Source organism: Collinsella sp. AM43-1 (genome assembly GCF_003467925.1).
Classification (GTDB): Bacteria; Actinomycetota; Coriobacteriia; order Coriobacteriales; family Coriobacteriaceae; genus Collinsella.
This window is the reverse complement of the sequence record NZ_QSFR01000009.1, coordinates 91,126-111,475: the sequence shown is the minus strand read 5'-3', so window position 1 is coordinate 111,475 and position 20,350 is coordinate 91,126. Positions and strand designations below refer to the sequence as shown.

The 20,350-nt window shown below is 60.7% G+C and carries 19 protein-coding genes, 2 tRNA genes and 1 pseudogene; 2 read left to right on the top strand and 20 right to left on the bottom strand.

The genetic code is table 11. The features are described 5' to 3' along the window. Positions 1–39: 39 nt before the first annotated feature. The 17 genes and pseudogenes from DW925_RS06095 to glp form a co-directional block, all read right to left on the bottom strand. Positions 40–267 (bottom strand): annotated as a pseudogene (locus DW925_RS06095) (rRNA adenine N-6-methyltransferase family protein); the annotation flags it as partial. 14 nt (positions 268–281) lie between these two features. Then, a complete protein-coding gene (locus DW925_RS10130; protein WP_158565752.1) occupies positions 282–437 on the bottom strand; it encodes a hypothetical protein in 156 nt (51 codons plus the stop codon). A 349-nt stretch (positions 438–786) separates the two neighbouring features. After that, positions 787–860 (bottom strand) — tRNA-Gly (locus DW925_RS06090). 6 nt (positions 861–866) lie between these two features. Further along, positions 867–943 (bottom strand) — tRNA-Pro (locus DW925_RS06085). Between the two features lie 91 nt (positions 944–1,034). Further along, positions 1,035–2,393, bottom strand: a complete 1,359-nt coding sequence (brnQ, locus tag DW925_RS06080) for a branched-chain amino acid transport system II carrier protein (RefSeq protein WP_117790623.1) — start codon at positions 2,391–2,393, stop codon at positions 1,035–1,037. Between the two features lie 67 nt (positions 2,394–2,460). Beyond that, positions 2,461–3,600, bottom strand: a complete 1,140-nt coding sequence (locus DW925_RS06075; protein ID WP_117790622.1) for an aminotransferase class V-fold PLP-dependent enzyme — start codon at positions 3,598–3,600, stop codon at positions 2,461–2,463. Next, positions 3,597–3,848 carry a DUF3343 domain-containing protein gene (locus DW925_RS06070; RefSeq protein ID WP_117790621.1) on the bottom strand — a complete coding sequence of 84 codons (252 nt, stop codon included), beginning with the start codon at positions 3,846–3,848 and terminating at the stop codon, positions 3,597–3,599. Before DW925_RS06070 ends, DW925_RS06075 begins: the two co-directional genes overlap by 4 nt. 19 nt (positions 3,849–3,867) lie before the next feature. Further along, positions 3,868–4,494, bottom strand: a complete 627-nt coding sequence (gene yedF, locus DW925_RS06065; RefSeq protein ID WP_117715988.1) for a sulfurtransferase-like selenium metabolism protein YedF — start codon at positions 4,492–4,494, stop codon at positions 3,868–3,870. A 59-nt stretch (positions 4,495–4,553) separates the two neighbouring features. Next, a complete protein-coding gene (gene selD, locus DW925_RS06060) occupies positions 4,554–5,603 on the bottom strand; it encodes a selenide, water dikinase SelD (protein WP_117790620.1) in 1,050 nt (349 codons plus the stop codon). Between the two features lie 70 nt (positions 5,604–5,673). Beyond that, positions 5,674–6,438 carry an acyl-CoA dehydratase activase gene (locus DW925_RS06055; protein WP_117715986.1) on the bottom strand — a complete coding sequence of 255 codons (765 nt, stop codon included), beginning with the start codon at positions 6,436–6,438 and terminating at the stop codon, positions 5,674–5,676. A 154-nt stretch (positions 6,439–6,592) separates the two neighbouring features. Continuing rightward, entirely contained in the window at positions 6,593–7,756 is a 1,164-nt protein-coding gene (locus tag DW925_RS06050; RefSeq protein WP_117790619.1) for a double-cubane-cluster-containing anaerobic reductase, read from the bottom strand. Positions 7,757–7,906: 150 nt separating this feature from the next. Further along, a complete protein-coding gene (locus DW925_RS06045) occupies positions 7,907–9,190 on the bottom strand; it encodes a double-cubane-cluster-containing anaerobic reductase (RefSeq protein ID WP_117584066.1) in 1,284 nt (427 codons plus the stop codon). Between the two features lie 429 nt (positions 9,191–9,619). Then, complete coding sequence (locus DW925_RS06040) at positions 9,620–10,690, bottom strand: sulfate/molybdate ABC transporter ATP-binding protein (RefSeq protein WP_117715984.1); 1,071 nt, start codon at positions 10,688–10,690, stop codon at positions 9,620–9,622. Between the two features lie 3 nt (positions 10,691–10,693). After that, positions 10,694–11,959: a molybdate ABC transporter permease subunit gene (gene modB, locus DW925_RS06035; RefSeq protein ID WP_233508956.1), complete on the bottom strand. Its 1,266-nt coding sequence runs from the start codon at positions 11,957–11,959 to the stop codon at positions 10,694–10,696. 245 nt (positions 11,960–12,204) lie between these two features. After that, positions 12,205–13,077, bottom strand: coding sequence for a molybdate ABC transporter substrate-binding protein (modA, locus tag DW925_RS06030; protein WP_117715982.1), 873 nt, complete (start codon positions 13,075–13,077; stop codon positions 12,205–12,207). Between the two features lie 202 nt (positions 13,078–13,279). Beyond that, the gene (locus tag DW925_RS06025; RefSeq protein WP_117715981.1) at positions 13,280–13,759 is read right to left on the bottom strand and encodes a molybdenum cofactor biosynthesis protein B; all 480 of its coding nucleotides are present in this window, start codon (positions 13,757–13,759) and stop codon (positions 13,280–13,282) included. A 10-nt stretch (positions 13,760–13,769) separates the two neighbouring features. Continuing rightward, the gene (glp, locus tag DW925_RS06020) at positions 13,770–15,032 is read right to left on the bottom strand and encodes a gephyrin-like molybdotransferase Glp (RefSeq protein ID WP_117716130.1); all 1,263 of its coding nucleotides are present in this window, start codon (positions 15,030–15,032) and stop codon (positions 13,770–13,772) included. Positions 15,033–15,243: 211 nt separating this feature from the next. On the opposite strand from glp, the gene DW925_RS06015 reads away from it, so the two are divergent. Both DW925_RS06015 and DW925_RS06010 read left to right on the top strand, forming a co-directional pair. Further along, positions 15,244–16,665 (top strand): chloride channel protein, encoded by a 1,422-nt coding sequence (locus tag DW925_RS06015; protein WP_199412150.1) that lies wholly within the window; start codon positions 15,244–15,246, stop codon positions 16,663–16,665. Between the two features lie 86 nt (positions 16,666–16,751). Further along, entirely contained in the window at positions 16,752–17,714 is a 963-nt protein-coding gene (locus DW925_RS06010; protein ID WP_117715980.1) for a diacylglycerol kinase family protein, read from the top strand. A gap of 87 nt (positions 17,715–17,801) precedes the next feature. Here the strand turns inward: DW925_RS06010 and DW925_RS06005 are convergent, their stop codons facing one another. The 3 genes from DW925_RS06005 to DW925_RS05995 form a co-directional block, all read right to left on the bottom strand. Further along, the gene (locus tag DW925_RS06005; RefSeq protein WP_369831813.1) at positions 17,802–18,182 is read right to left on the bottom strand and encodes a peptide chain release factor-like protein; all 381 of its coding nucleotides are present in this window, start codon (positions 18,180–18,182) and stop codon (positions 17,802–17,804) included. Positions 18,183–18,265: 83 nt separating this feature from the next. Continuing rightward, a complete protein-coding gene (locus DW925_RS06000; protein WP_117790618.1) occupies positions 18,266–18,844 on the bottom strand; it encodes a xanthine phosphoribosyltransferase in 579 nt (192 codons plus the stop codon). 157 nt (positions 18,845–19,001) lie between these two features. Then, on the bottom strand, positions 19,002–20,306 hold the full coding sequence (locus tag DW925_RS05995; protein WP_117715978.1) for an MFS transporter: 1,305 nt from the start codon (positions 20,304–20,306) through the stop codon (positions 19,002–19,004). Between the last annotated feature and the right edge of the window lie 44 nt (positions 20,307–20,350).

Genomic DNA, 20,350 nt, shown 5'->3' with positions numbered 1-20,350 from the left:
GCCCGTTCAGGCTGTTGCGTTGAGATTGAAAATCAACCCACGAGTATTCAGTTTTAATTTTTCTGACGATAAGTTGAATAGATGACTGTCTAATTCAATAGACGTTACCTGTTTACTTATTTTAGCCAGTTTCGTCGTTAAATGCCCTTTACCTGTTCCAATTTCGTAAACGGTATCGGTTTCTTTTAAATTCAATTGTTTTATTATTTGGTTGAGTACTTTTTCACTCGTTAAAAAGTTTTGAGAGTATTTTATATTTTTGTTCATGTAATCACTCCTTCTTAATTACAAATTTTAGCATCTAATATAAGCTCACGCGCACGGCGTTCATCCCAAGGATCAATTGTTATAAGCAGCTGTCCATCTTGATGAATTCCAACGGCCGAGAATAGCATCCTTGCATATGACTGCGGAAAATGTTTGCCTTTATCGAGCATGGCCAACCCCATAACCATCACGGCGGAGAGAATACCATTACGCTATCGCATGCTTCCGTCCGCAGGCCTTGCCAAAAGCTGACCAAAAGCTTGACGCCGCAGGTCAAAGCTTCAAAAAATATTTCCACTCTCGGTAGACGGTCGCTACGACCCTCCCAACGGCATCAAAATCCAACCTTACAAATCGTTGCGGTGAAATACGGACTACATGGGCCATAAAAGCCAAAAAACAGTCCGTATTTCACCGCAACTTAGGAGGGGATGTGGGGCGGCATCGATTCCCGTCACCCCGCACACTTACAAAAATGGCCCTGGTCCCAAAAGGAACCAGAACCGTTCGTCTATCTTATGGAGCGGGCGACGGGAATCGAACCCGCGTCATCAGCTTGGAAGGCTGGGGTTCTACCATTGAACTACGCCCGCAAGATATGGTCGGGACGACAGGATTTGAACCTGCGACACCCTGCTCCCAAAGCAGGCGCGCTACCAAACTGCGCCACGTCCCGAAGGTGTTGAGCAGCTAAGGTCTAAACCTTGCGTGTCCCAAAGCGAAGGAAATTATAGGGGAGACTCCCCGCCTGTGCAAGCATTGATGCCTTAGCTCCTCGAATGTGCGACAAAACGACTATGGAGCAGACCGATCACAAAGGCAACCACGGCAACCGGTGCCCACGCAGCACCGATATCTGCCAGCGGCAACGCATCGAACGGCAGCCACGCGCCCGTAAAGAACGCATCGCGGACCGAGGTGATCACGCTCTGGACCGCGACAACGCCGCCGACCCAGACCCACACCTGCGGATGCGCATCGCAAAAACCGTGCACCAGGCCCATCAGTACCAGCACGATGGCGACGGGGTACAGGGCGTTGAGCATAGGCACCGAGAACATGAGGATCATGTCGAGACCCACGTTGGAAAGCACGCACGAGAACGCCGCGAACACAAAGGCGAGAACCGCAAAGGGACGGCGCATGGCCTCCTCGGAGGCATCCGCTCCCCCTTTAACCACATACGTCTCGCAGAAGTAACGCGAGCAGCAGCTGATAAGGCCGATGCACACATTCATGCAGGCGAGGAAGAAGATGGCGAAGACCACGACCGTGCCGGCAAGACCAAAGTGCATGGAGGCCGAGCGGGCGAGGATGGCGGCACCGTTGGTAGCGTCGGGCATCACGGTGCCGAGCTGCATACCGGCTAGGCCCAAGCCGCAGTAGATGATGGCCATGAGCACGCCGGCGATCACACCGGAACGCGAAATTTCAAAAGCGACGCGCTTGTCGTCGGTCACGCCAAGCTCGTGAATGGTCTCGGCGATGATGATGCCGAAGGCGAGCGACGCGAGCAGGTCCATGGTCTGATAGCCGGTCAAAAAGCCCTGCACGGCGGCGCCTGCATCGTAGGGAGCCTGTGGCGCGGCAGCGGGACCCAGCGGCGAGACCACGGCGGCGCCCACAACCAGCACGATGAGCGCAATGAGCGCGGGGCCCGTAATGCGGCCGAGCACGCGCGTGATGACGCCGGGACGCAGCGTGAGCGCAAATGCGACGATAAAGAATCCGACGGCAAACACCAGGCGAGCCGTGGCGAGCGAGACGCCCTCGGGCAGCAGCGGCACCAGCATCTCGAAGGCCGTGGAGCTCGTGCGCGGAATGGCCAGGCACGGGCCGATAGCCAGATACACCGCCGCGACAAAGAACTCGCCGAACTTGGGATGCACACGGCCGGCAAGCTCGCGCGCCGTTCCGGCAAGTGCCACGGCGATAAAGCCCATGACGGGCAGGCCGATGGCGGCAATGAGAAAGCCGAGCATGGCGACCGGCGTGGCAGAACCTGCCTGCAGCGCCAGCAGCGGCGGAATAATAAGGTTGCCGGCGCCAAAGAGCATCGAGAACAGGGCGATACCGACGGTAACGACATGGTCGGAGCGCAGGCCGCGCGGCGCGGATGAGGCCATGGGACCACCTTTCGGGTCGAAACAAAAACGGGACGGGCAAAAGGCCCATCCCGCAAGTATATACGCTTTAGCAAGCTAAATCGCGCAAAGCTTCAATCGCGGCGTCAACTTCCTCGTCCGTGTTGAAATACCCAAACGAGAAGCGAACGACACCCTGGCGCTCGGTCCCCAACGCGCGGTGCATGAGCGGAGCGCAGTGGGCGCCGGGGCGCGTCGCAATCCCCCACCCTTGCATGAGCGCGTCCGAAATCTCGGCCGAATCGATATCGCCCACGTTGAGTGAAACGATCGCCGAGCGCACGGGCTGGTCAAAGGCACCGTAGAGCTTGATCTCCGGGATTTCGCGCACGCCAGCGAGAAAGCGATCCGCCAGTGCTCGCTCATGCGCCGCAATCGCCTCGACCCCGCCTTGCGCCTCGATAAAGTCGAGACCGGCGGAAAGTCCCGCGATGCCGTGACCGTTGAGCGTGCCCGCCTCCAGGCGCGTGGGCCACTCAAGCGGCTGTAGTGGATCAAAGCTGTGCACGCCCGTACCGCCCATGGCCCAGGGGGCCACGTCAATGCCCTCCGCCACGGCCAGGCCGCCGGTCCCCTGCGGACCCATGAGCCCCTTGTGGCCGGTAAAGCACACCACGTCGAGCCCCATGGCCTGCATATCTATATGCGCCGTGCCGGCAGACTGCGAGGCATCGACGATCACGAGCGCACCGGCCGCATGGGCCATGGCGGCCACGCGCGCAATGTCGACCGCGTTGCCGGTCACATTGGAGGCGTGCGTCACCACCACGGCACGTGTGCCCGGCGTCACCAGCCGCTCAAGCTCTTCGTAGTCGAGCGCACCGTTCGCGTCGCAGCCCGCATGCTCAACGATCACGCCCCGCTCTGCCGCCAGGCGGTTAAGCGGGCGCAGCACAGAATTGTGCTCGAGCACCGTCGTGGCCACACGGTCGCCGGGACGTACCACGCCGTTGATGGCGGTGTTGAGCGCCGCGGTGGAGTTGGGCGTAAAGCACACATGATCAGCCCGCGGGCAGCCCAGCAAGCGCGCGAGCTTGGCACGGCAACCGTGAATCGTACGAGCGGCATCGAGGGCACCCGACGTGGCGCCGCGCCCGGCATTGCCGAGCGAGCACATCGCCTGCGTCACGGCATCGATGACCGTCTGCGGCTTGTGCATGGTCGTCGCCGCGTTATCCAGGTAGATCATCGCACGACCTCCCACATATCAATCATGGTATAGCCCTCGGTGGGAACGCCCGCCGCGGCGAGTTCGCCGCGCAGCAGCTCCTCATCGGCAGGCAACGCTTTCCACGCCAGACCACAGCCGGCAGCGACCTCCCCGGGCACGGGAATCGTTCGCCCGGGAAGGCCGCGCTCGATGCACAGGGACTCGCAGCCCATGGCGGCCGCCGTGGTGGGAAACGTGATGACAAGCGCCGGGCGCTTCTCCCTCATGGCAACTCCAACCAATACGCTACGGGCGCACGACGCGCACGGCCTGCTCCATCTTCTCCACGATCACATACATGTTCGTGACCTCGCCCACGGCAAGCTGGTCCTTAATGCCATAGTGGTCGAGGCAGGTGCCACAGGTGAGAATCTCGACGCCCTGCTCAGCCAGCCCCTTCAGGTCGTCGAGCACCGGAGAGCCCTCGACGGTGAGCTTGGCTCCGCCGTTGTAGAACAGCATGGTCGCGGGCAGCTCCTCCTGCTGCGTCACGGCAAAGATGAAGGCCTTCATGAGCTTGTGGCCCAGCTCGTCGTCGCCGCGGCCCATGCAGTCGGTGTAGACGGAAATGACGAGCTTGCCCTTGCCGGCGCTGGCATCACAGAAGGCAGCGCCATCTTGCTCGGGATCGGCAACGGCAACGGCGCCAGAGGTCGCCACGGTCACGTGCCACTCGGCGTCAGAAACCTTCTCGACCGAGGCCGTGCAGCCTTTCTCCTGCGCCATCTTGGAGATGTTCTTGACGGCGGTCTCGTTGTCGACCGAGGTCACCACAGCGCCCTCGCCATCAAGCTGCTTCAGAGCTTTGAGCGTCTTGACGACGGGCAGCGGGCAGGCATCGCCCATGGTATTAACTTCAATTTTGGTAGACATAGTTTTTCCTTTCAAAAGGGACCGCCCAGAACAACGGACGGTCGCATAAACGGTTTTCCTTAATGAACAACACGAACGGCAGGACCGCCCGGCACCGCCTCGCATACGCGACCGATAACGGCAGCGATGCGATCCTCAGCATGCAGACGGTGCGCGAGCTCATCCACATCGGCAGCAGGCGCCGCGATGAGCAAACCACCCGAGGTCTGCGGATCGTACAGCGCATCTAACATACCCGGCTCCAGGTCCTCGTCGGCAGCCACACGCGGGCCAAAGAAGTCCTGGTTGCGGTAGGAACCCGCGGGGATAATGCCCAGACGTGCCATGTCGAGCACCTGATCAAAGAGCGGCACCGCCCCCGACGTAAGCTCGATCTGCACACCCGAGCCCTCGGCCATCTCGCACGCGTGCCCGATCAAGCCAAAACCCGTGACATCGGTGCAGCCGTGAAGCTCAAGTCCCTCGGCCAGACGAATCGGCGCCTCGTTGAGGGTGCGCATCGAGTCAAACATGGCTGCGGCCTCGTCCTGCTCGATGAGCTCGCCCTTAATGGCCGTGGTGATGATGCCCGAGCCGACCGCCTTGGTCAGCAGCAGAACATCGCCCACGTGCGCGCCGCTGTTGGCGAGCATGCGGTCGAGCGCGACAAAGCCGCTCACGGACAGGCCATACTTGGGCTCGTCGTCGTTGATGGTATGACCGCCCGCGATGGAGCAGCCGGCCTCGACGCACTTGTCGGCGCCACCCGCCAGAATCTGCCCGGCAACCTCAACGCCCAGGCAATTGGGAATGCACAGCAAGTTCATGGCATGGCTCGGCCGCCCGCCCATGGCGTAGATGTCCGACAGCGAGTTGGCCGCGGCGATCTGGCCGAACAGATAGGGATCGTCGACCATCGGCGGGAAGAAGTCGATGGACTGCACGAGACCCAAGTTCTCGCCAACGCGGAAAACGCTCGCATCGTCGGAGGTATCGAACCCCACGAGCAGGTTGTCGTTATGCACATTGGGTAAGTCGCCCAGGACCTGGGCGAGGGCTCCGGGAGCCAACTTAGCGGCTCAACCGCTCGCGGCAGTCATAGACGTGAGCTTAATCTGATCGTCAGCCATCGATACCTCCTCTCATCGGTCAATCATTTTCTCCCAGTATACGCATGAATGCGAGCCTGCAGCGGATGCATTAATTGAGCGCCTGTGCGCGAATCGCCGCACCGATGGCACCGGCAAAGCGGGCCTGGGGCGAGGTGGTGACCGGCGACCCCAGCAGCGCTGCCAGCCGCTCCACCACGAAGGCGTTCTCGCACAGGCCACCGGTCAGGTAGTACGGGGCGCCCGCGGCCTGCCCGGCCATGGTCGCCACGCGCGAGACCACGCTATCGATCACGCCACGCGCAATGTTCTCGCGCGGCTCACCGCGACCGATCAGGCTGATAACCTCGCTTTCGGCAAACACCGTGCACATGCTGCTGATCTTGGTAGGCTCGCCGGTGCGGGCGAGGTCTGCCATCTGCTGCTGGGAAATGCCTAGGCGGTCGGCCATGATCTCCAAAAAGCGCCCCGTGCCGGCGGCGCACTTGTCGTTCATGGCAAACTTGGCCACGCGGCCACTTTTAAGCTGAATGACCTTGGTGTCCTGGCCGCCCACGTCAATCACCGTGCCGTGATCGCCAAACAGGTGCACGGCACCGGTACCGTGGCAGGTAATCTCGGTCACGACCTTATGCGCATAGGGCACGGCGACACGGCCGTAGCCAGTCGCGACCACGCGAGCATCGTCGCCCGCCACGTCATAGCCGGCTGCGGCGAGCTCACCGCGCAGACGCTCGGCCGCATCGACCGAGGAGAACCCGGTTGGCTGCACGCACGTCCACGTCACCGAACCCGCGCCATCGACCACAGCAGCCTTAGCCGCCGTAGACCCGATATCGATCCCGATCCCTATCATGGCTCTCTCCTAATCCAAACATCAAAGACAGCGGCGCATTCAGGCGCCTTAGCTCTAGGTTTCTCAGGTGCCGGAGGTTGCCCCGAAAGAGGAGCGCAGCGTACTTTGGTACGCAAGCGACGGTTTGAGGGGCAAGATCCGGTGCCTGAGGAAGCTAGAGGGTCTCGATGAAGGCAGCGATGCGGGTCTCAATCTGGCCCATGTCGCCGTTGCTGTAGTCGGTCTCGATCTTCATATACGGAATACCCGCACCCTCGACGGCCTCCTGCATGCGTGCACTCTCCACGTTAAAGGTGTGGCACGCCTGGAGCACGCTCTCCACTACGCCATCGACGTGATACTTCTCGCACATGGCCAGCGTGTTCTCCATACGACCGTCGTTGGGCGTCATAACCGAGCAGTTGATATCCAGGTAGCGGTCGGCGATCGCACGCAGGATGTCGGGCGCATCCGGGTCGACCATCATGGCCGCCGTGCGCTCACCCGAGCAGTCATCCATACACACGACCACGCCGCCGTTGGACTCGATGGTGCGACCGATCTTGTTGATCACGCCGCCCACGGGGCAGCCGGTGATCAGGATGCGCTTGGCATCCGCCGCAACCGGGCGCTCGCCCGCGTCGTAGGCCTCGCGCAGCTTGGCAACCTTTTGCTCCAGTTGCTGCGTATAGGCCTCGATATCAAAGCTGAACGTACCAGCGAACATGGTGCTCATCAGGTCGACGCCGCTCATGGCCGCCGGCTGGTTGGCCTGCAGCGCAAACATCTCGAGCTGAGCCGCACGCAAACGGTTGCGACGACGGACGGCAGCGCGCAGGTCATCGTCGGTAATCGTGATGCCGTAGAAGCCCTCGAGTTCCTCCTTGAGCAGGCGGCACTCCTCGTACCAGCCCTCGCGCTCGTAGGCGCGGTCGCGACCCTGCGGAAGATGCAGAATGTGCGTGCGCTTAAGCTCGTTTAAGAGCTCGTACATCTTCTTCTTGCCGTCGCAGGTGGTCTCACCGATGATCATGTCGCTAAAGTACGTAAACGGGCACTTTTGCGAGTAGGCAAAGCCGTACGTCGATTTGATGAGCGGACACAGATTTGCCGGCAGCACTTTCTCGGCCTCGGGGATCACCTCATCGGACGTACCGCACAGAGCGACACTTGCGGCCCCCGCGGCATCGATAATCTCGAGCGGCGTATAGCTGCACAAAAAGCCGACCAGGCGATTGCCCGCCTGCTTATAATCCTTAACGCGAATAAACGCGGCCTTGCGCTGCTCGTTGAACTCCTCAAACGTGCTGGGCAACGGCTGCTCAATATTTTCCGACATATAACTCCTAAACCTTTTAACCAACCAAGGAAGCGGCTTTCCCAGGTGCCCGAGGTTGCCGTGAAAGAGGCGCGCCGCGTACTTTCGCACGCAAGCGACGGTTTGAACGGCAAGATCGGGTGCCTGGGAAAGCCGCCGGGACGGATAGCCCTAAATGGTTTCCAAGAAGGCCTCGATCCTGGTTTGCAGTTGGCCTGCATCCTCACCGGCGTAGTCGGTCGTGATGTGCATAAACGGAATGCCGGCTTCCTCGGCGGCCTTCTCCACGGCAAACGACTCCATCTCATAGAGCGTGCAGAACTGCAGGGCCACGTCGACGATGCCGTCGGCATGCAGGTCCTTGGCCATCTGGACAATGTCCTTCATACGCTGGTCGTTGGGCGTAAAGACGGCGCAGTTGATCTTAAAGTAGCGCTCGGCGATGGCATCGAGCATCTCGTCCACCGTCTCACCGGACTCGTCGACCAGGTCCTTGTAGTAGCGCGAGCCCGTGCAGGACTCCTCGCCTACCACAACGCCGCCGGCTTTCTCGATAAGGTTGAACAGCTTCCAGTTGGGCACGGCCATGGGCGTGCCGGTGTACAGAATGCGCTTGGTCCCCTTGGGCGCCACGCCCTCGCCGGCCTCGACACGCTGCTCGCACTCAGCCGCCATATCGTTAATGGCTCCGGTCAGACGTGGCGTGTCGTCCATAAAGGCGGCCTGAACGGTCAGCAGGCTGTCAAGACCGCTGATGGGCGCAGGGTCGGCAGCGCGCGTGGCAGCGAGGCGCTGCAGGGCGCGACGCTTCTCATTGACGGCGTGGATGGCGGCCTTCAGACGCTCAGGCGTAATCGTGACGCCGCACTCTTCCTCGATCTTGGCGGCGAGCTTCTTGACCTCGGCCTTCCAGGTCACGAGCGTTGACTCGTCGTGTACGTTGGGAATATCCATGACGTACATGTTCTTTTGCGTGGCAAAAAACTCGTAGGCTTTCTTCTTGCCATCGCAGGTGTTCTCGCCTACCACCAAGTCACTCGACTCAATGTAGGGGCAGACCTCGCCCAGCTTAAAGCCGGCAAAGCTCTTGATAAGCGGGCAGGTGTTGCGCGGCAGATGCTCCTCGACCTTATCCGTTGCCCAATCGGCGCCCGAGCACAGACCAACGGGAATGCCGTCACAGGCAAGCACGATCTCCTCGGGCACGTACACGCAGAACGAGCCCACGATCTTGGTGGCCTCGCCGGCCTCCTTCTTGTCGAGCATCTCCTTAATACGGCCGCTGTGGATGTTGGTGGCCACAAAGTCCAGGTAGGACGTGGACTTGGGGCGATTGTTCTGCGTCAAGAACATATCGCCGTACATCTGGCCCACGGCGCCCAGCAGCATGTCGTGGTCGGCAAGATTCATGCCGAGGCTCTCCCACATCGGATGGAAATCGAATTCTTCAGCCATGACGGTTCCCCTCTCGAACCAAAAACGGATAACAGCGGTATCGGTGCACGACGGGCGGCGATTGCCCTGCCGTGCTCAAACCCGGAATTTTGGGGAACCTGCTTTGCGGTTGACTATTTAGTTGTGCGTCGTCTCTCCCGGAGCCGTGAACATACCTGCTCATATGCGGCTCCGAGCGATATATAGGGCACGCGCGGCAACGCGGCGAATGTATGTCGTCTGTGGCATGCGCGCACCCTCCTTTACAAGTTAAGGTCAACTATATCAACGGTCATCGACCATGCGAACACCGTTGACATTCGTACGACAGCATCGTGTGCCGTCGTTTAATAAATAATTATCTTGATTGATAGGAGTTTGTCATCCCTCATTCGGCGAACGGCAAGACGAAGCCGCCGAGGCCTATATCCCCGACGGCATTACCCGGCGCTATCGACAAACCAAATGAATCCTGCTCGCATCAAAATGCATGCGCAAGGTCTCGTCGGCCTGCGGCAGCTCGTCGAAAGCCACGCTCACCTTGTTGACCTTCCACTGCAGACGCGTGGGTGCATCGACACGTGGCACGTCCAACAGCACCAGCCGCTCAAAGCGCGAATCGCTCACCCGGGCCACGTGTAAGTCGTAGCTGTTACGACCCCGCTCGGCACGGTTGTCAACATGGAAGTAACTTGCGCGAATCCCCAGGTACGCCACATCATCAGGAACCTCGCGACCCACATTAAAGGTCATGCCCCAGTCGAGAGCCTCAACTTCTTCGTCGCCGATCTTGCACGCCCGGCTTGTGTTCTTGCAGCCCGTCAAGCGCAGCGCGGCCAAGGTTTGCGGCCGGCGGACCACATCTTCGACGGAGCCGATCTCCTCCACATGCCCGTTATGCATCACGCAAATGCGCTGGCACAGGCGACACGCTTCGTCGATATCGTGGCTCACGTAGAGCACGGTGCGGTTGCACACGTCGAACAGGTCGAGCATGTTCTGCTCGAGCGCGCTCTTAAGGTAGGCATCGAGCGCGCTCATGGGCTCGTCGAACATAAAAATGCCCGGGTGTGCCGCCACCATGCGCGCAAGCGCCACGCGCTGCTGCTGACCACCCGAGAGGCGTGCGGGATAGCGGTCGGCAAAATCGGACAGACCAAAAATGCCCAGATAGCGCTCGGCGAGCTTTTTGCGTGCAGCGACGTCACCCGCATCCTGTACGCCGGCGCACACGTTATCGGCCACCGTCATATTGGGAAACAGCTGATAGTTTTGGAACAGCAGGGCGCATTTACGCTCCTGGGGCGATAGGTTGATGCCCGCCGCCGAATCAAAAAAGGTCACGCCGTTGACGACGATCTTGCCCTCGTCGGGCGTCTCCACACCGGCAATGCAGCGTAGCGTACAGCTCTTGCCGCACCCCGAGGCGCCCAGCAGCGCCACGCGCTCCTCTCCAGCCTCAAGCTGCATATCGAGCGTAAACCCGGGATAGCGCTTTTTGATATCCAGAACGATCGACATGGCCTATCGACCTCCCTGCAGAGTGGCATCATCGCGCATGAGCTCGGCCAGCGCCTCGCGATCGATACGCAGGGCATCGCCGCCCACCGGGTCGAGCGAATCGTCCGTATCGGCGAGTTCTTTGGCCCGCTTGCGCTCCGCACGGGAAAGGCCCCGCTCGCGATACTTTTGCGAATGCGCGGTGTACATGTTGATAAACAGGATGACCAGGAAACTAAACGCAATCACGACGACAACCCAAAAGAGGGCAACTGGGATGTTGCCACCCATCCACTCAAAGTAGATAGCGATGGGGATGGTCTGCGTAATACCGGCATAGTTACCCGCAAAGAAGAGGGTGCAACCGAACTCACCCATCGCACGGGCAAAGGCGAGCACCGTACCGGCGGCGATCGAGGGCCAGCCGAGTGGCATCATAAGCTTGGCAAAGATACGGCGCTCGGACCACCCCAGGGTTCTCGCGGCGTCGAGCATCTGCGTGTCCAGGCTCTCAAAGGCGCCGAGCGCCGTGCGGTAGACCAGGGGAAACGACACCACCACGGCAGATATCACCGCCGCTGGCCAGGTAAAGACGATCGAGATGCCGTGCGCGATAAGCCACTGGCCAACCCCGGTCGAGCGGCCAAACAGCATGAGGAGCAGAAAGCCGCACACCGTGGGAGGCAGCACCATGGGGATGGTAAAGGCCGAGTCGAGCAGGCCCTTCACGCGGCTCGTCGTGCCCATAGTCTTCCATGCGGCAAACAGGCCCAGCGCAAAGGCAATCACCAGGGCAAGGCCACTCGTTTTGATAGACACCCAAAGCGGGCGATAGTCGATGCCGGTCAAAAAGGCGACAAGGGACGCCAAGGGCTCCTGTTCATCTTGCATCATAACAGATGATGCTACCACGATTTGAGCGCTATCAAGCCAACGCGCGCCGCCCTTGGCATCACCCGAGGCTGATGCGATGACCACATAGCGGTCCCCATTCGCACCGCGCTCATCAAAGGCATAGGTATACCCACCGACATTAAACGCCGCTTCCGTCGTGGCATACCAAGGAAGATCCATGTCTTCCAGCCGTGCGCCTCCCATGCAGTTTGCGCTGTCGAGTTCACAGACGAGAGCCTTGAGACCCGATGCGCACTCGTTGTCCTGCGGATCCAATCCGTACTTCTCGACCGCCTTGGGCGATACCCACACCACAACGCGATCGGCAGCAGGCGCCACTACAAGGTCCACGTCCTCGTCAACGGGAAACCGGTAGCCCTCAGGCTGGCCCTCCATGGCACGAGCGGTCCCCCTGGCCAACCGCTCAAAACCCTCGATCCCATAGGAAAGCCCATGAGCGGTCGCAGCAACCTGAGCCCCGTCCTCAGCTTCCCCAGCAAACGCAAATCCTGGCACCCAGCAAAGCGCGAAGGTCAAAGCACAGGCGACAAGCATGCGGAATCTATTAAGCACGAAAAGCTCCAAGAGAATACAAGGACGGAGTTAAACACAAAACGATGGAATTATCGCGCCAGGCCGCACTACGCGGAAAGCTCAAATCCGTACTTAGCCCAAATCTTCTGCGCCTTCTTGTTGGTCAGACAGAAGTCGATGAACGCCTTGGCCTCGTCGGCGTGCTCGGAGCTCTCGGCAACGGCACCCGGATACACGATGGGCTTGTGCGAATCCTCGGGGCACACGAAGGCCTCCTCGATGCCGTCGTAGCGGAAGATGTCGGAGCTGTAGACAAAGCCGGCCACGCAGTCTCCCGTAGAGACGTAAGCTGCGGCGGTGCCGACCTTGTCGGCCAAAGCCACCTTGTCGGCGAGCTCGGGTGCATACTCACCGTCGTCGCCCTCGGTACCGGTGTAGAGCCCAACAGAAGCCAGCGCCTGGTTGGCATACTTGCCGGCGGGAACGGTCTTGGCGTCGCCGATGGCGATTTTGCCGTCCAGGCTCGCGACGTCGGCGATAGCCTCGACCTTGGTGTCGGAGCCCTCGGCACGAATAATCACGAGGTCGTTGACGAACATGTCCTCGCGCGTGTCGGCATCGACGAGCTCGGCGGCCTCGGCATTATCCATAGTGCCCTTAGAGGCCGTGATGAGCACGTCCACCGCAGCGCCGGCGCGCATCTGCTCGACAAGGTCGCCGGACGCCTTAAACTGCGTGTCGGCAAAGGTGGTACCGGTCTGATCGGTGTAGAGCTTCTGAACCTCGGGCAGAGCTTTCTCGAGCGAGTTGGCGGCAAATACCTGCAGCTCGACAGCCTTCTTGAAAGAAGTCTTGGCAGAACCCGCATCGGAGCCGGCCGGCTCAGACGTCTTGTTGCCCGAGCAGCCAGCAAGGCCAAGGCCGGCAGCGGCGACAGCAGAAAGCGAGACGAATCCGCGGCGAGAAACCATATCGAACATGTTCAACCCTTTCGAGCGCTACGCCCGGGCACCCCGCCGCGGGCTTTATCCTGTAATTGAATTATACTTTAGCGCGAATAATGCTTGTGATAAGAAATTATCGTTTGATAATTTCTTATACCGATAGCCGCAAGACGCTCGCGTTGTCGCCGCTTAAAAAAGCGGAGCGACCCATAAGGTCACTCCGCTACAGGCAAGCAGTTTAGCGAGCGTGTCCACCGCCCGCCGCCATGTGGGCCGCGTGCTCCAGCTGGTCGCTCACGGCCTCCCAGCTTTCGCGAGCCGCCTTCGTGGATCCCGGAAAGTTGATGACAAGCGCAGCCCCACGCTGCATGCACACGGCGCGCGAAAGCATGGCACGGCGCGTCTTGGTCATAGAGTATGCACGGATCGCCTCGGCAATACCCGGCACATCGCGGTCGCAGACGGCACGCGTCGCCTCGGGCGTCACGTCTCGCATCGAAAGCCCCGTGCCGCCGCAGGTGATGACCACGTTGGCCTGGCAATCGTCGGCCGCAGCCACAATGGCAGCACCGATCTCGTCAACATCGTCATGCACCACCGTATGCGAGGCAACCGTCCAGCCCTGCGCCGCGATGAGCTCCTCGAGTGCAGCGCCTGCCTCGTCCTGGGCAAGATCGCGCGTATCCGAGCACGTCACGATTGAAATCTTCAACTCCATAGCACTCCTCCTACAGCACGGTGCCCTCGGGCAGATCGACTCGGACGACATCCACGACGTCGCCCGGCTCAAGATCGCACGGACCCTCGTTGATGCGCAACAGGCAGTTCGCACGCTGCATGGTTCCGAGCAGCGCCGAGTTCTGGCTGTGCGCCTCGGTGACCGTAAGCTCACCCGTCTGCGCATCGCGCGCAACCGTGGCGCGATCATAGAAGCGTCGGTCCTGTCGCTTCTTCACGCCGTGGGTAAGAACCGCCTGCTGCACGGGACGCGCACCCTCGGCAAAGCCGCGCATCTTGCGAATCGCCGGGCGGGCGAGCATCTCAAAGCCCACATAGGCCGCCGCGGGGTTGCCCGAAAGCCCCAGATAGGGCTTGCCGCCGAGCAGGCCAAACGTAATGGCCTTGCCGGGACGCAACGAAATGCGATCGAACAGCACCTCGCCCTCGCGCCGAACCAGCGCCGTCACGTAGTCGTAGTCGCCAGCCGAGGCGCCACCGCTCGTAATGACAAAATCGCACTCTTGCGCGGCGCGGTGCACCAGCTCGGCAATCGCCCGCTCGTCGTCGGGCGCAATGCCGTAGAACACCGGGTCGGCCCCAGCATCGAGTGCCTCGGCCATTAACGCCGAGGAATTGGAATCGCGAATCTGCCCACGCGCCGGCAGTTGGCCGGGCGCGACCAGCTCCGTGCCCAGCGAGATAATGCCCACACGCGGCGCGGCATGCACCTTCACGCTCGCATACCCGGCGCTCGCCAACAAGCCGGCGCCCGCCGGAGCCACGACCTCGCCGGCGTGCATCACAACATCGCCGGCATGGGCCTCCTCGGCGGCAGAGCGAACGTTCTCCCCTACCTTGGCAGGCACCGAGAACCTCACACGCGAACCCTCGTTGCCGTCACCGACGAGCACATCGACGATCTCATACTTCACCACGGCATCGGCACCTTCGGGTACCGGCGCGCCCGTCATGATGCGGACCGTCTCGCCCGCGCCGATTGTGCCCTCAAACACATGGCCCGCAGCCTCGTGTCCGATAACGTCGAGCGTCACCGGCGCCTCGCCAGATGCCTGCGCCAAGTCCGACGAGCGCACGGCATATCCGTCCATAGCGCTGTTGGCATACGGCGAGATGTCGATATCGGCCACCGTATCCTCTGCCAAGGGAAGACCGGCGGCCTGCCACACGGGAACCTCGACGACTTCGGTGCGATTCACGTGCGACAAGACGATCGCCTGCGCGTCCTCCAACGGAATGAGTTTCTCAGCCATATACACCTCTAGCATGCTGCGGCGCGCAACAAAAGCGCCGATTCTTTATGTTTCTCTCAGTATAATCCCTCGACGCGCGACCGCGACTTGGCCTGTACCCGCAAATACATCTGTCGGCCGCAAGCCGCGAAACAAAACCAAAACCAACCCACCGGCTCGTCGCGTTTACCGCGTTTTATAATGCTCGTGTTGCAACCCAAAAGAGGAACGTATGACTTTTACCGACAAACCCGAAAGCGCAAACGAAGCGCAGGATCATTCTCAGTCGCTCGACGACGGCGGCTTTTTCTCCCTGAACGACGTCATCATGGCCGGCAGGCATCAGCTCACCCGCTCCGAGCATCTCTTGGCCGCCGACACGCGCCGCAACGCCCGCAACCTACTCGCGAGCGCCAAGTTGCTCACACTCGTCGTCATCGTCTCGCTCGCCATGGGCGTTGCCGCCTGGGCGTTTTTGACCTCGCTGAATATCGCGACCGACTATCGCGAGCACCATGCATGGGTCTACGCCTTGCTTCCCGTTGTGGGCGTTGCCACCGCATGGGTGTACAAAAACCACGGCCTTGCCGCCAAACGCGGTAACAACCTGGTCATCGACTCCGCTCTGGGCACACGCCTCATCCATATGCGCATGGCCGTTCTCACCTTCGTCTGCTCCACGCTCACGCACCTAACGGGCGGATCTGCCGGTCGCGAGGGGGCCGCGGTGCAGATTGGCGGCACCATCGCCAGCAACATCTCGAACCTCGCCCACCTCAAAAAACATGACCACCACGACCTCATGCTCGCCGGCATCTCGTCGGCCTTTGGCGCCGTATTCGGCTCGCCCCTTGCTGGAGCTTTCTTTGGCATGGAGATGTGCTTTATCGGCAAGATCGACTACACCGCGGGCATCTACTGCCTGGTCGCCTCGTTTACCGGCTACTTTACGTCACTTGCCTTGGGAACCGAGTACGAGGCGAATGTCATCGCCAGCGTTCCCAACATGACACCACGGACGGTTGTCATCGTTGTTATCAGCGCCATTATCTTCGGTCTGACGGCACGCCTCTTTGCCTGGTCGGTTCGAACCGTCAAAAGCCTTTACGGTCGCTTTATCACCAATTACCTTACTCGCGCACTCGTGGGCGCACTCGTGGTTTTGGCCGCCTATGCCCTCCTTGACGCCTGGGACTACGCCGGCCTTTCCACGTGGCTTTCCAGCGCCGGATTTGCAGGCAACGCCACCCTGGCGGACGCAGCCATCAAGTTGGTCGTCACAGCGCTTACCCTGGGCGCGGGCTTCCAAGGCGGCGAGGTCACGCCCCTGTTTGGCATCGGTGCGGCACTCGGTGGCTGGATCGGTTGCCTTACCGGGCTTGACCCCAGTTTTCTGGCGGCTCTCGGCATGCTCGGCGTGTTCTGCGCCGGCCTCAACGTGCCCATCACCACCTGCATGATGGCCATCGACCTGTTCCACGGCACGGCCGCCGGGTTCTTTGTCATCGTGGCCTTTATCAGCTACCTAACCGGCGGACACCGCGGCGTGTACCCCGCCCAGCGCATCATCTCACCCAAGCGCCGCTCGCTTATTGTGGATGAGGGAGGTACGGTAGCGGATGCTATCGAGCGCCACAACGACCTGATAGAGTAGATGTAATAATCGCCGTGCAGCCACAATCGGGGCTAATTCGACCTGAGCGCGACCGCACTGTCATGTCACACGCCGGGAGTCGCCCCATGCACGCAACTGATTTTGGTCGCACGCTCATCATCGCCAACCCAGCCGCCCAGTCGGGTGCGGCACGCGAAGTTGCCGAGCGCCTGCAACGCTTTTTGGACATGACTGCACGCGCATCCCAGTTTGACCTGGTGTTGACCGAGCGTATGGGACACGCCAAGGAGCTGGCCGCACAGGCTCAGGGCTATCGCACCGTTATCGCACTCGGCGGCGACGGCGTGATTCACGAGGTCGTCAACGGGCTTATGACGCAAAAGGAGGACGCCCGCCCCGCTCTTGCCGTCCTGCCCGTGGGCTCCGGCAACGATTTTGCCCAGACGCTCGGCATCGACGATTTCTCCGGCAAGGATTTTGGCGCGCTGCTCACCTGCGAGCTGCAGCGTCAGGATATCGGGCGCATTCGCTCGTGGAGCCCTGCGAGCGGCAGCGGCGAGGCTACCGTTGAGTACTACGACCAGACGCTCTCGGTCGGCATCGATGCTGCCATCGGCCTTAGCACCACCGAGCTGCGCAAAAAGACCGGCTTGACGGGCGCGCCGCTCTACACCCTCTCGGGACTTGAGCAGTTTGGCCTACGCTATCGCAACTATCCTATGACAGTCAGCTTTGACGGCGCGCCCGCCGAGCGCGTGAGGGCGATCATCATGGCGATTCAGCTTGGTCCTACCTATGGCTCGGGCTATCGCATCTGCCCCGATGCCGACCCCTGCGACGGCATGCTCGACGTCTGCTACGCCTGCGGCCCCGTCCCTCGCGCGGTAGCCCTGCCTATGTTCCTTTCGGCCAAGGACGGCCACCATACCAAGTTGCCACCGGTTCGCATGCGCCGCTGCCGCCATGCCGAGCTAACTTTTGAGGAGCCCGACTACCCCATCCAGGCCGACGGCGAGCCCATCGTCGCCTCGCGCATCGAAGTCGACATCCTACCCGGCGCCCTCCAAGTCTGGCACCCAACCCGCTAACCCCACCTAAGTTGCGGTGAAATAGGGACTGTTTATGCAGTTAAAGCCGCGAAACAGTCCCTATTTCACCGCAACTTATTGAGAAGATCATTCCTCCCCGCCCGGCTTGCGACGGTTAGCCTTTTTAATCGCATTGAAGTGCTTGTCGTTGAGCCTGCGCTGGCGCGATCGCTGGGGCACTTTGGTCTTGACGCGACGGCGCGGCGGACGGCCACGACGCTCAAGCTCTGCACGCAGCTTACGCAGGCAGCTCGCGCGATTCTGAAACTGACTACGGCTCTCGCGCGCCGTCACGGTAATTCCCGAAGGGATATGTTTCATACGCACCGCCGAGTCCGTCGTGTTCACACCCTGGCCGCCCGGGCCCGTCGCACGAAACACCTGAACCTCGCAGTCGCGTGCCAACCCCTCAACCGACATCTCGGCATAGCGCGCATACTCGCGCCATCCCATCTTGTTCTCATCCATATCAACACCTCCCCTCATACAAAAAATGTGACAAAGGGAAAGTCCCTTTGTCACATCGCATACCAATCGCTTGTGTTGCGCGCTTAAGCGAAGGTGATCTCGCCGGTATCGCAGTCCATATCGGCGATACGGGCCAGGCTCTCAACGCGGAAGCCGCGCTCGCGGAGCTTATCGCCACCGCCTTGGAAGCCCTTCTCCACCGCGATGCCAATGCCGGCAACCTCGGCACCCGCAGCCTCGCAGATCTTGATAAGACCCTCGAGTGCGCAGCCGTTGGCCAGGAAGTCGTCGATAATCAGGACCTTGTCGCCCTCGGACAGGAAGCGCTTGCCAACGATGACCGGGTACTCCTTCTGCTTGGTAAAGGAGTAGATGGTCGTGGCATACTGCTCGCCATCGAGGTTGATGGACTGTGCCTTCTTAGCAAAGACCACCGGTACGCCGCCAAAATGCTGAGCTGCGATGCAAGCCATGCCAATGCCCGAAGCCTCAATCGTCAGGATCTTGTTGATCTCGACATCCTTGAACAGACGGGCCCACTCGGCGCCCATGTGGTCGAACAGCTCAACGTCGCACTGGTGGTTGAGGAAGGCATCAACCTTAAGGACGTTACCGGCCTTTACGATGCCGTCATGGCGAATACGATCCTCAAGCTCCTGCATGGCGCAACCCCTTCTCGCGGCAACGATACCGCGCGATTAATAAACGTTGTTCGATAGTCTACCACGGACCGACCCCCGCCCGCCCCACAAGCCGCATCGCACCACAAACCAGTCTTTTTGGGACGGCGCGAATCGTGGCAGACAGCCTCCCAACACGCTAATGGCGGGCGCGCATCTTCACCAAACGCACCATGGCAAGCGCAAAGCCCACAGCGGCCACAGCCATAAGCACGTAGAACACCGAGCGAAAGCCGAATAGGAACACATCCGGACGGCCTGCAACAAAACTGGTCACGGCCTCGCCCATCGCCACGCTCATCTGCCCATAAAGGATATGCGAACCTGCCGTAATACCCAGCGCCATGCCCGCATAGCGCGCCAAGCTGCCCAAGCTACCTGCAAAGCCAAGTGCCTCGCGCGGAGCCGAGCCCATGTACAGCGAGTTGTTGGGGCTCTGGAAAATCGACGTGCCGCACGACATAAACGCGACACAGCACACGATCACAGGGATGGAGGAATGCTCGTTGAGCGTGCTTACCGCAAAGAGACCGCATACGTACACACCCAGGCCGACCGCCGTGGGACCCTCGCAGCCAACACGGTCCGAAACCGTACCCGAAAGCGGGCCGATAAAGGCATTCACCATCGGCAGCGCCAAAAAGAGCAGTCCGGAAATATCGGAGCTAAAGCCATGGGCATCCTGGAAATAGAACGGCAGCACAAACTCAGATGCACCGATGCCGATGAACACGATAAGCATGCATGCCAAGTTAATCGTAAAAGCCGAACTCGCAAAGCAGCGACGCGCGGCCTCCGCCAGCGACATGGGGCGCTCGCCGGCCTCCGGCTTAACATGCGGCAGTGTGTAAAGCCCCACGATAAACGAGATGACGCCAATGGGCAGGTTGATGAGGAAGATGCTCTCCCAGGGAAAGCTTGCCACCAGCATGCCGCCCAGCACGGGGCCGCACGTCATGCCGAGGGCCACAAAGGTCGCGAGGATACCCATAGCACGACCGCGCTCGCGCGCCGGAAACGACTCGGTGATGATACCCATGTTGTTAGCCATGGCCGCCGCGCAACCGACGCCCTGAACGATGCGTGCCAGGATAAGAACTTCGAGCGAGGCCGAAAGGCCGCACAGCAGCGAGCCGACCGTAAAGACGATGACGCCCAGCTGGAATACGCCCACCTTGCCGCGCACGTCGCCCAGACGGCCAAACGGCAGCATAGCCACGCATGTCGCAAGCAGATACACCGAGCTCACCAGCTGGATGCGGTCGAGGCCCACGCCCAGCTCCTTTTGCATCACGGGCAGTGCCACGGTCACGACGGTCGAATCCAGACACGCCATAAACGTCATGATGAGCACGGTAAACAGAATCGCCCATTTGTTCTTGCCATGGGTATCGCCCTCTAGGGCAATGTGCTCGCGGCGCAGCTGCTCTGCGGTTTTCTCCATATCCATCCTTTCGAGTGGCGCAACACAAAAACGGGGCCCCAATC

Coding starts and splice junctions, on each gene's coding strand:
- modB (WP_233508956.1), bottom strand. CDS start 11,959: ATGGAGGGCCAGCCTGAGGGCTACCGGTTTCCCGTTGACGAGGACGTG.
- DW925_RS05995 (WP_117715978.1), bottom strand. CDS start 20,306: ATGGAGAAAACCGCAGAGCAGCTGCGCCGCGAGCACATTGCCCTAGAG.
- brnQ (WP_117790623.1), bottom strand. CDS start 2,393: ATGGCCTCATCCGCGCCGCGCGGCCTGCGCTCCGACCATGTCGTTACC.
- DW925_RS06070 (WP_117790621.1), bottom strand. CDS start 3,848: ATGAGGGAGAAGCGCCCGGCGCTTGTCATCACGTTTCCCACCACGGCG.
- DW925_RS06015 (WP_199412150.1), top strand. CDS start 15,244: ATGACTTTTACCGACAAACCCGAAAGCGCAAACGAAGCGCAGGATCAT.
- DW925_RS06010 (WP_117715980.1), top strand. CDS start 16,752: ATGCACGCAACTGATTTTGGTCGCACGCTCATCATCGCCAACCCAGCC.
- DW925_RS06000 (WP_117790618.1), bottom strand. CDS start 18,844: ATGCAGGAGCTTGAGGATCGTATTCGCCATGACGGCATCGTAAAGGCC.
- DW925_RS06055 (WP_117715986.1), bottom strand. CDS start 6,438: ATGATAGGGATCGGGATCGATATCGGGTCTACGGCGGCTAAGGCTGCT.
- DW925_RS06025 (WP_117715981.1), bottom strand. CDS start 13,759: ATGGAGTTGAAGATTTCAATCGTGACGTGCTCGGATACGCGCGATCTT.
- DW925_RS06050 (WP_117790619.1), bottom strand. CDS start 7,756: ATGTCGGAAAATATTGAGCAGCCGTTGCCCAGCACGTTTGAGGAGTTC.
- DW925_RS10130 (WP_158565752.1), bottom strand. CDS start 437: ATGCTCGATAAAGGCAAACATTTTCCGCAGTCATATGCAAGGATGCTA.
- glp (WP_117716130.1), bottom strand. CDS start 15,032: ATGGCTGAGAAACTCATTCCGTTGGAGGACGCGCAGGCGATCGTCTTG.
- DW925_RS06005 (WP_369831813.1), bottom strand. CDS start 18,182: ATGGATGAGAACAAGATGGGATGGCGCGAGTATGCGCGCTATGCCGAG.
- DW925_RS06075 (WP_117790622.1), bottom strand. CDS start 3,600: ATGATCTACCTGGATAACGCGGCGACGACCATGCACAAGCCGCAGACG.
- DW925_RS06040 (WP_117715984.1), bottom strand. CDS start 10,690: ATGTCGATCGTTCTGGATATCAAAAAGCGCTATCCCGGGTTTACGCTC.
- DW925_RS06045 (WP_117584066.1), bottom strand. CDS start 9,190: ATGGCTGAAGAATTCGATTTCCATCCGATGTGGGAGAGCCTCGGCATG.
- modA (WP_117715982.1), bottom strand. CDS start 13,077: ATGTTCGATATGGTTTCTCGCCGCGGATTCGTCTCGCTTTCTGCTGTC.
- yedF (WP_117715988.1), bottom strand. CDS start 4,494: ATGTCTACCAAAATTGAAGTTAATACCATGGGCGATGCCTGCCCGCTG.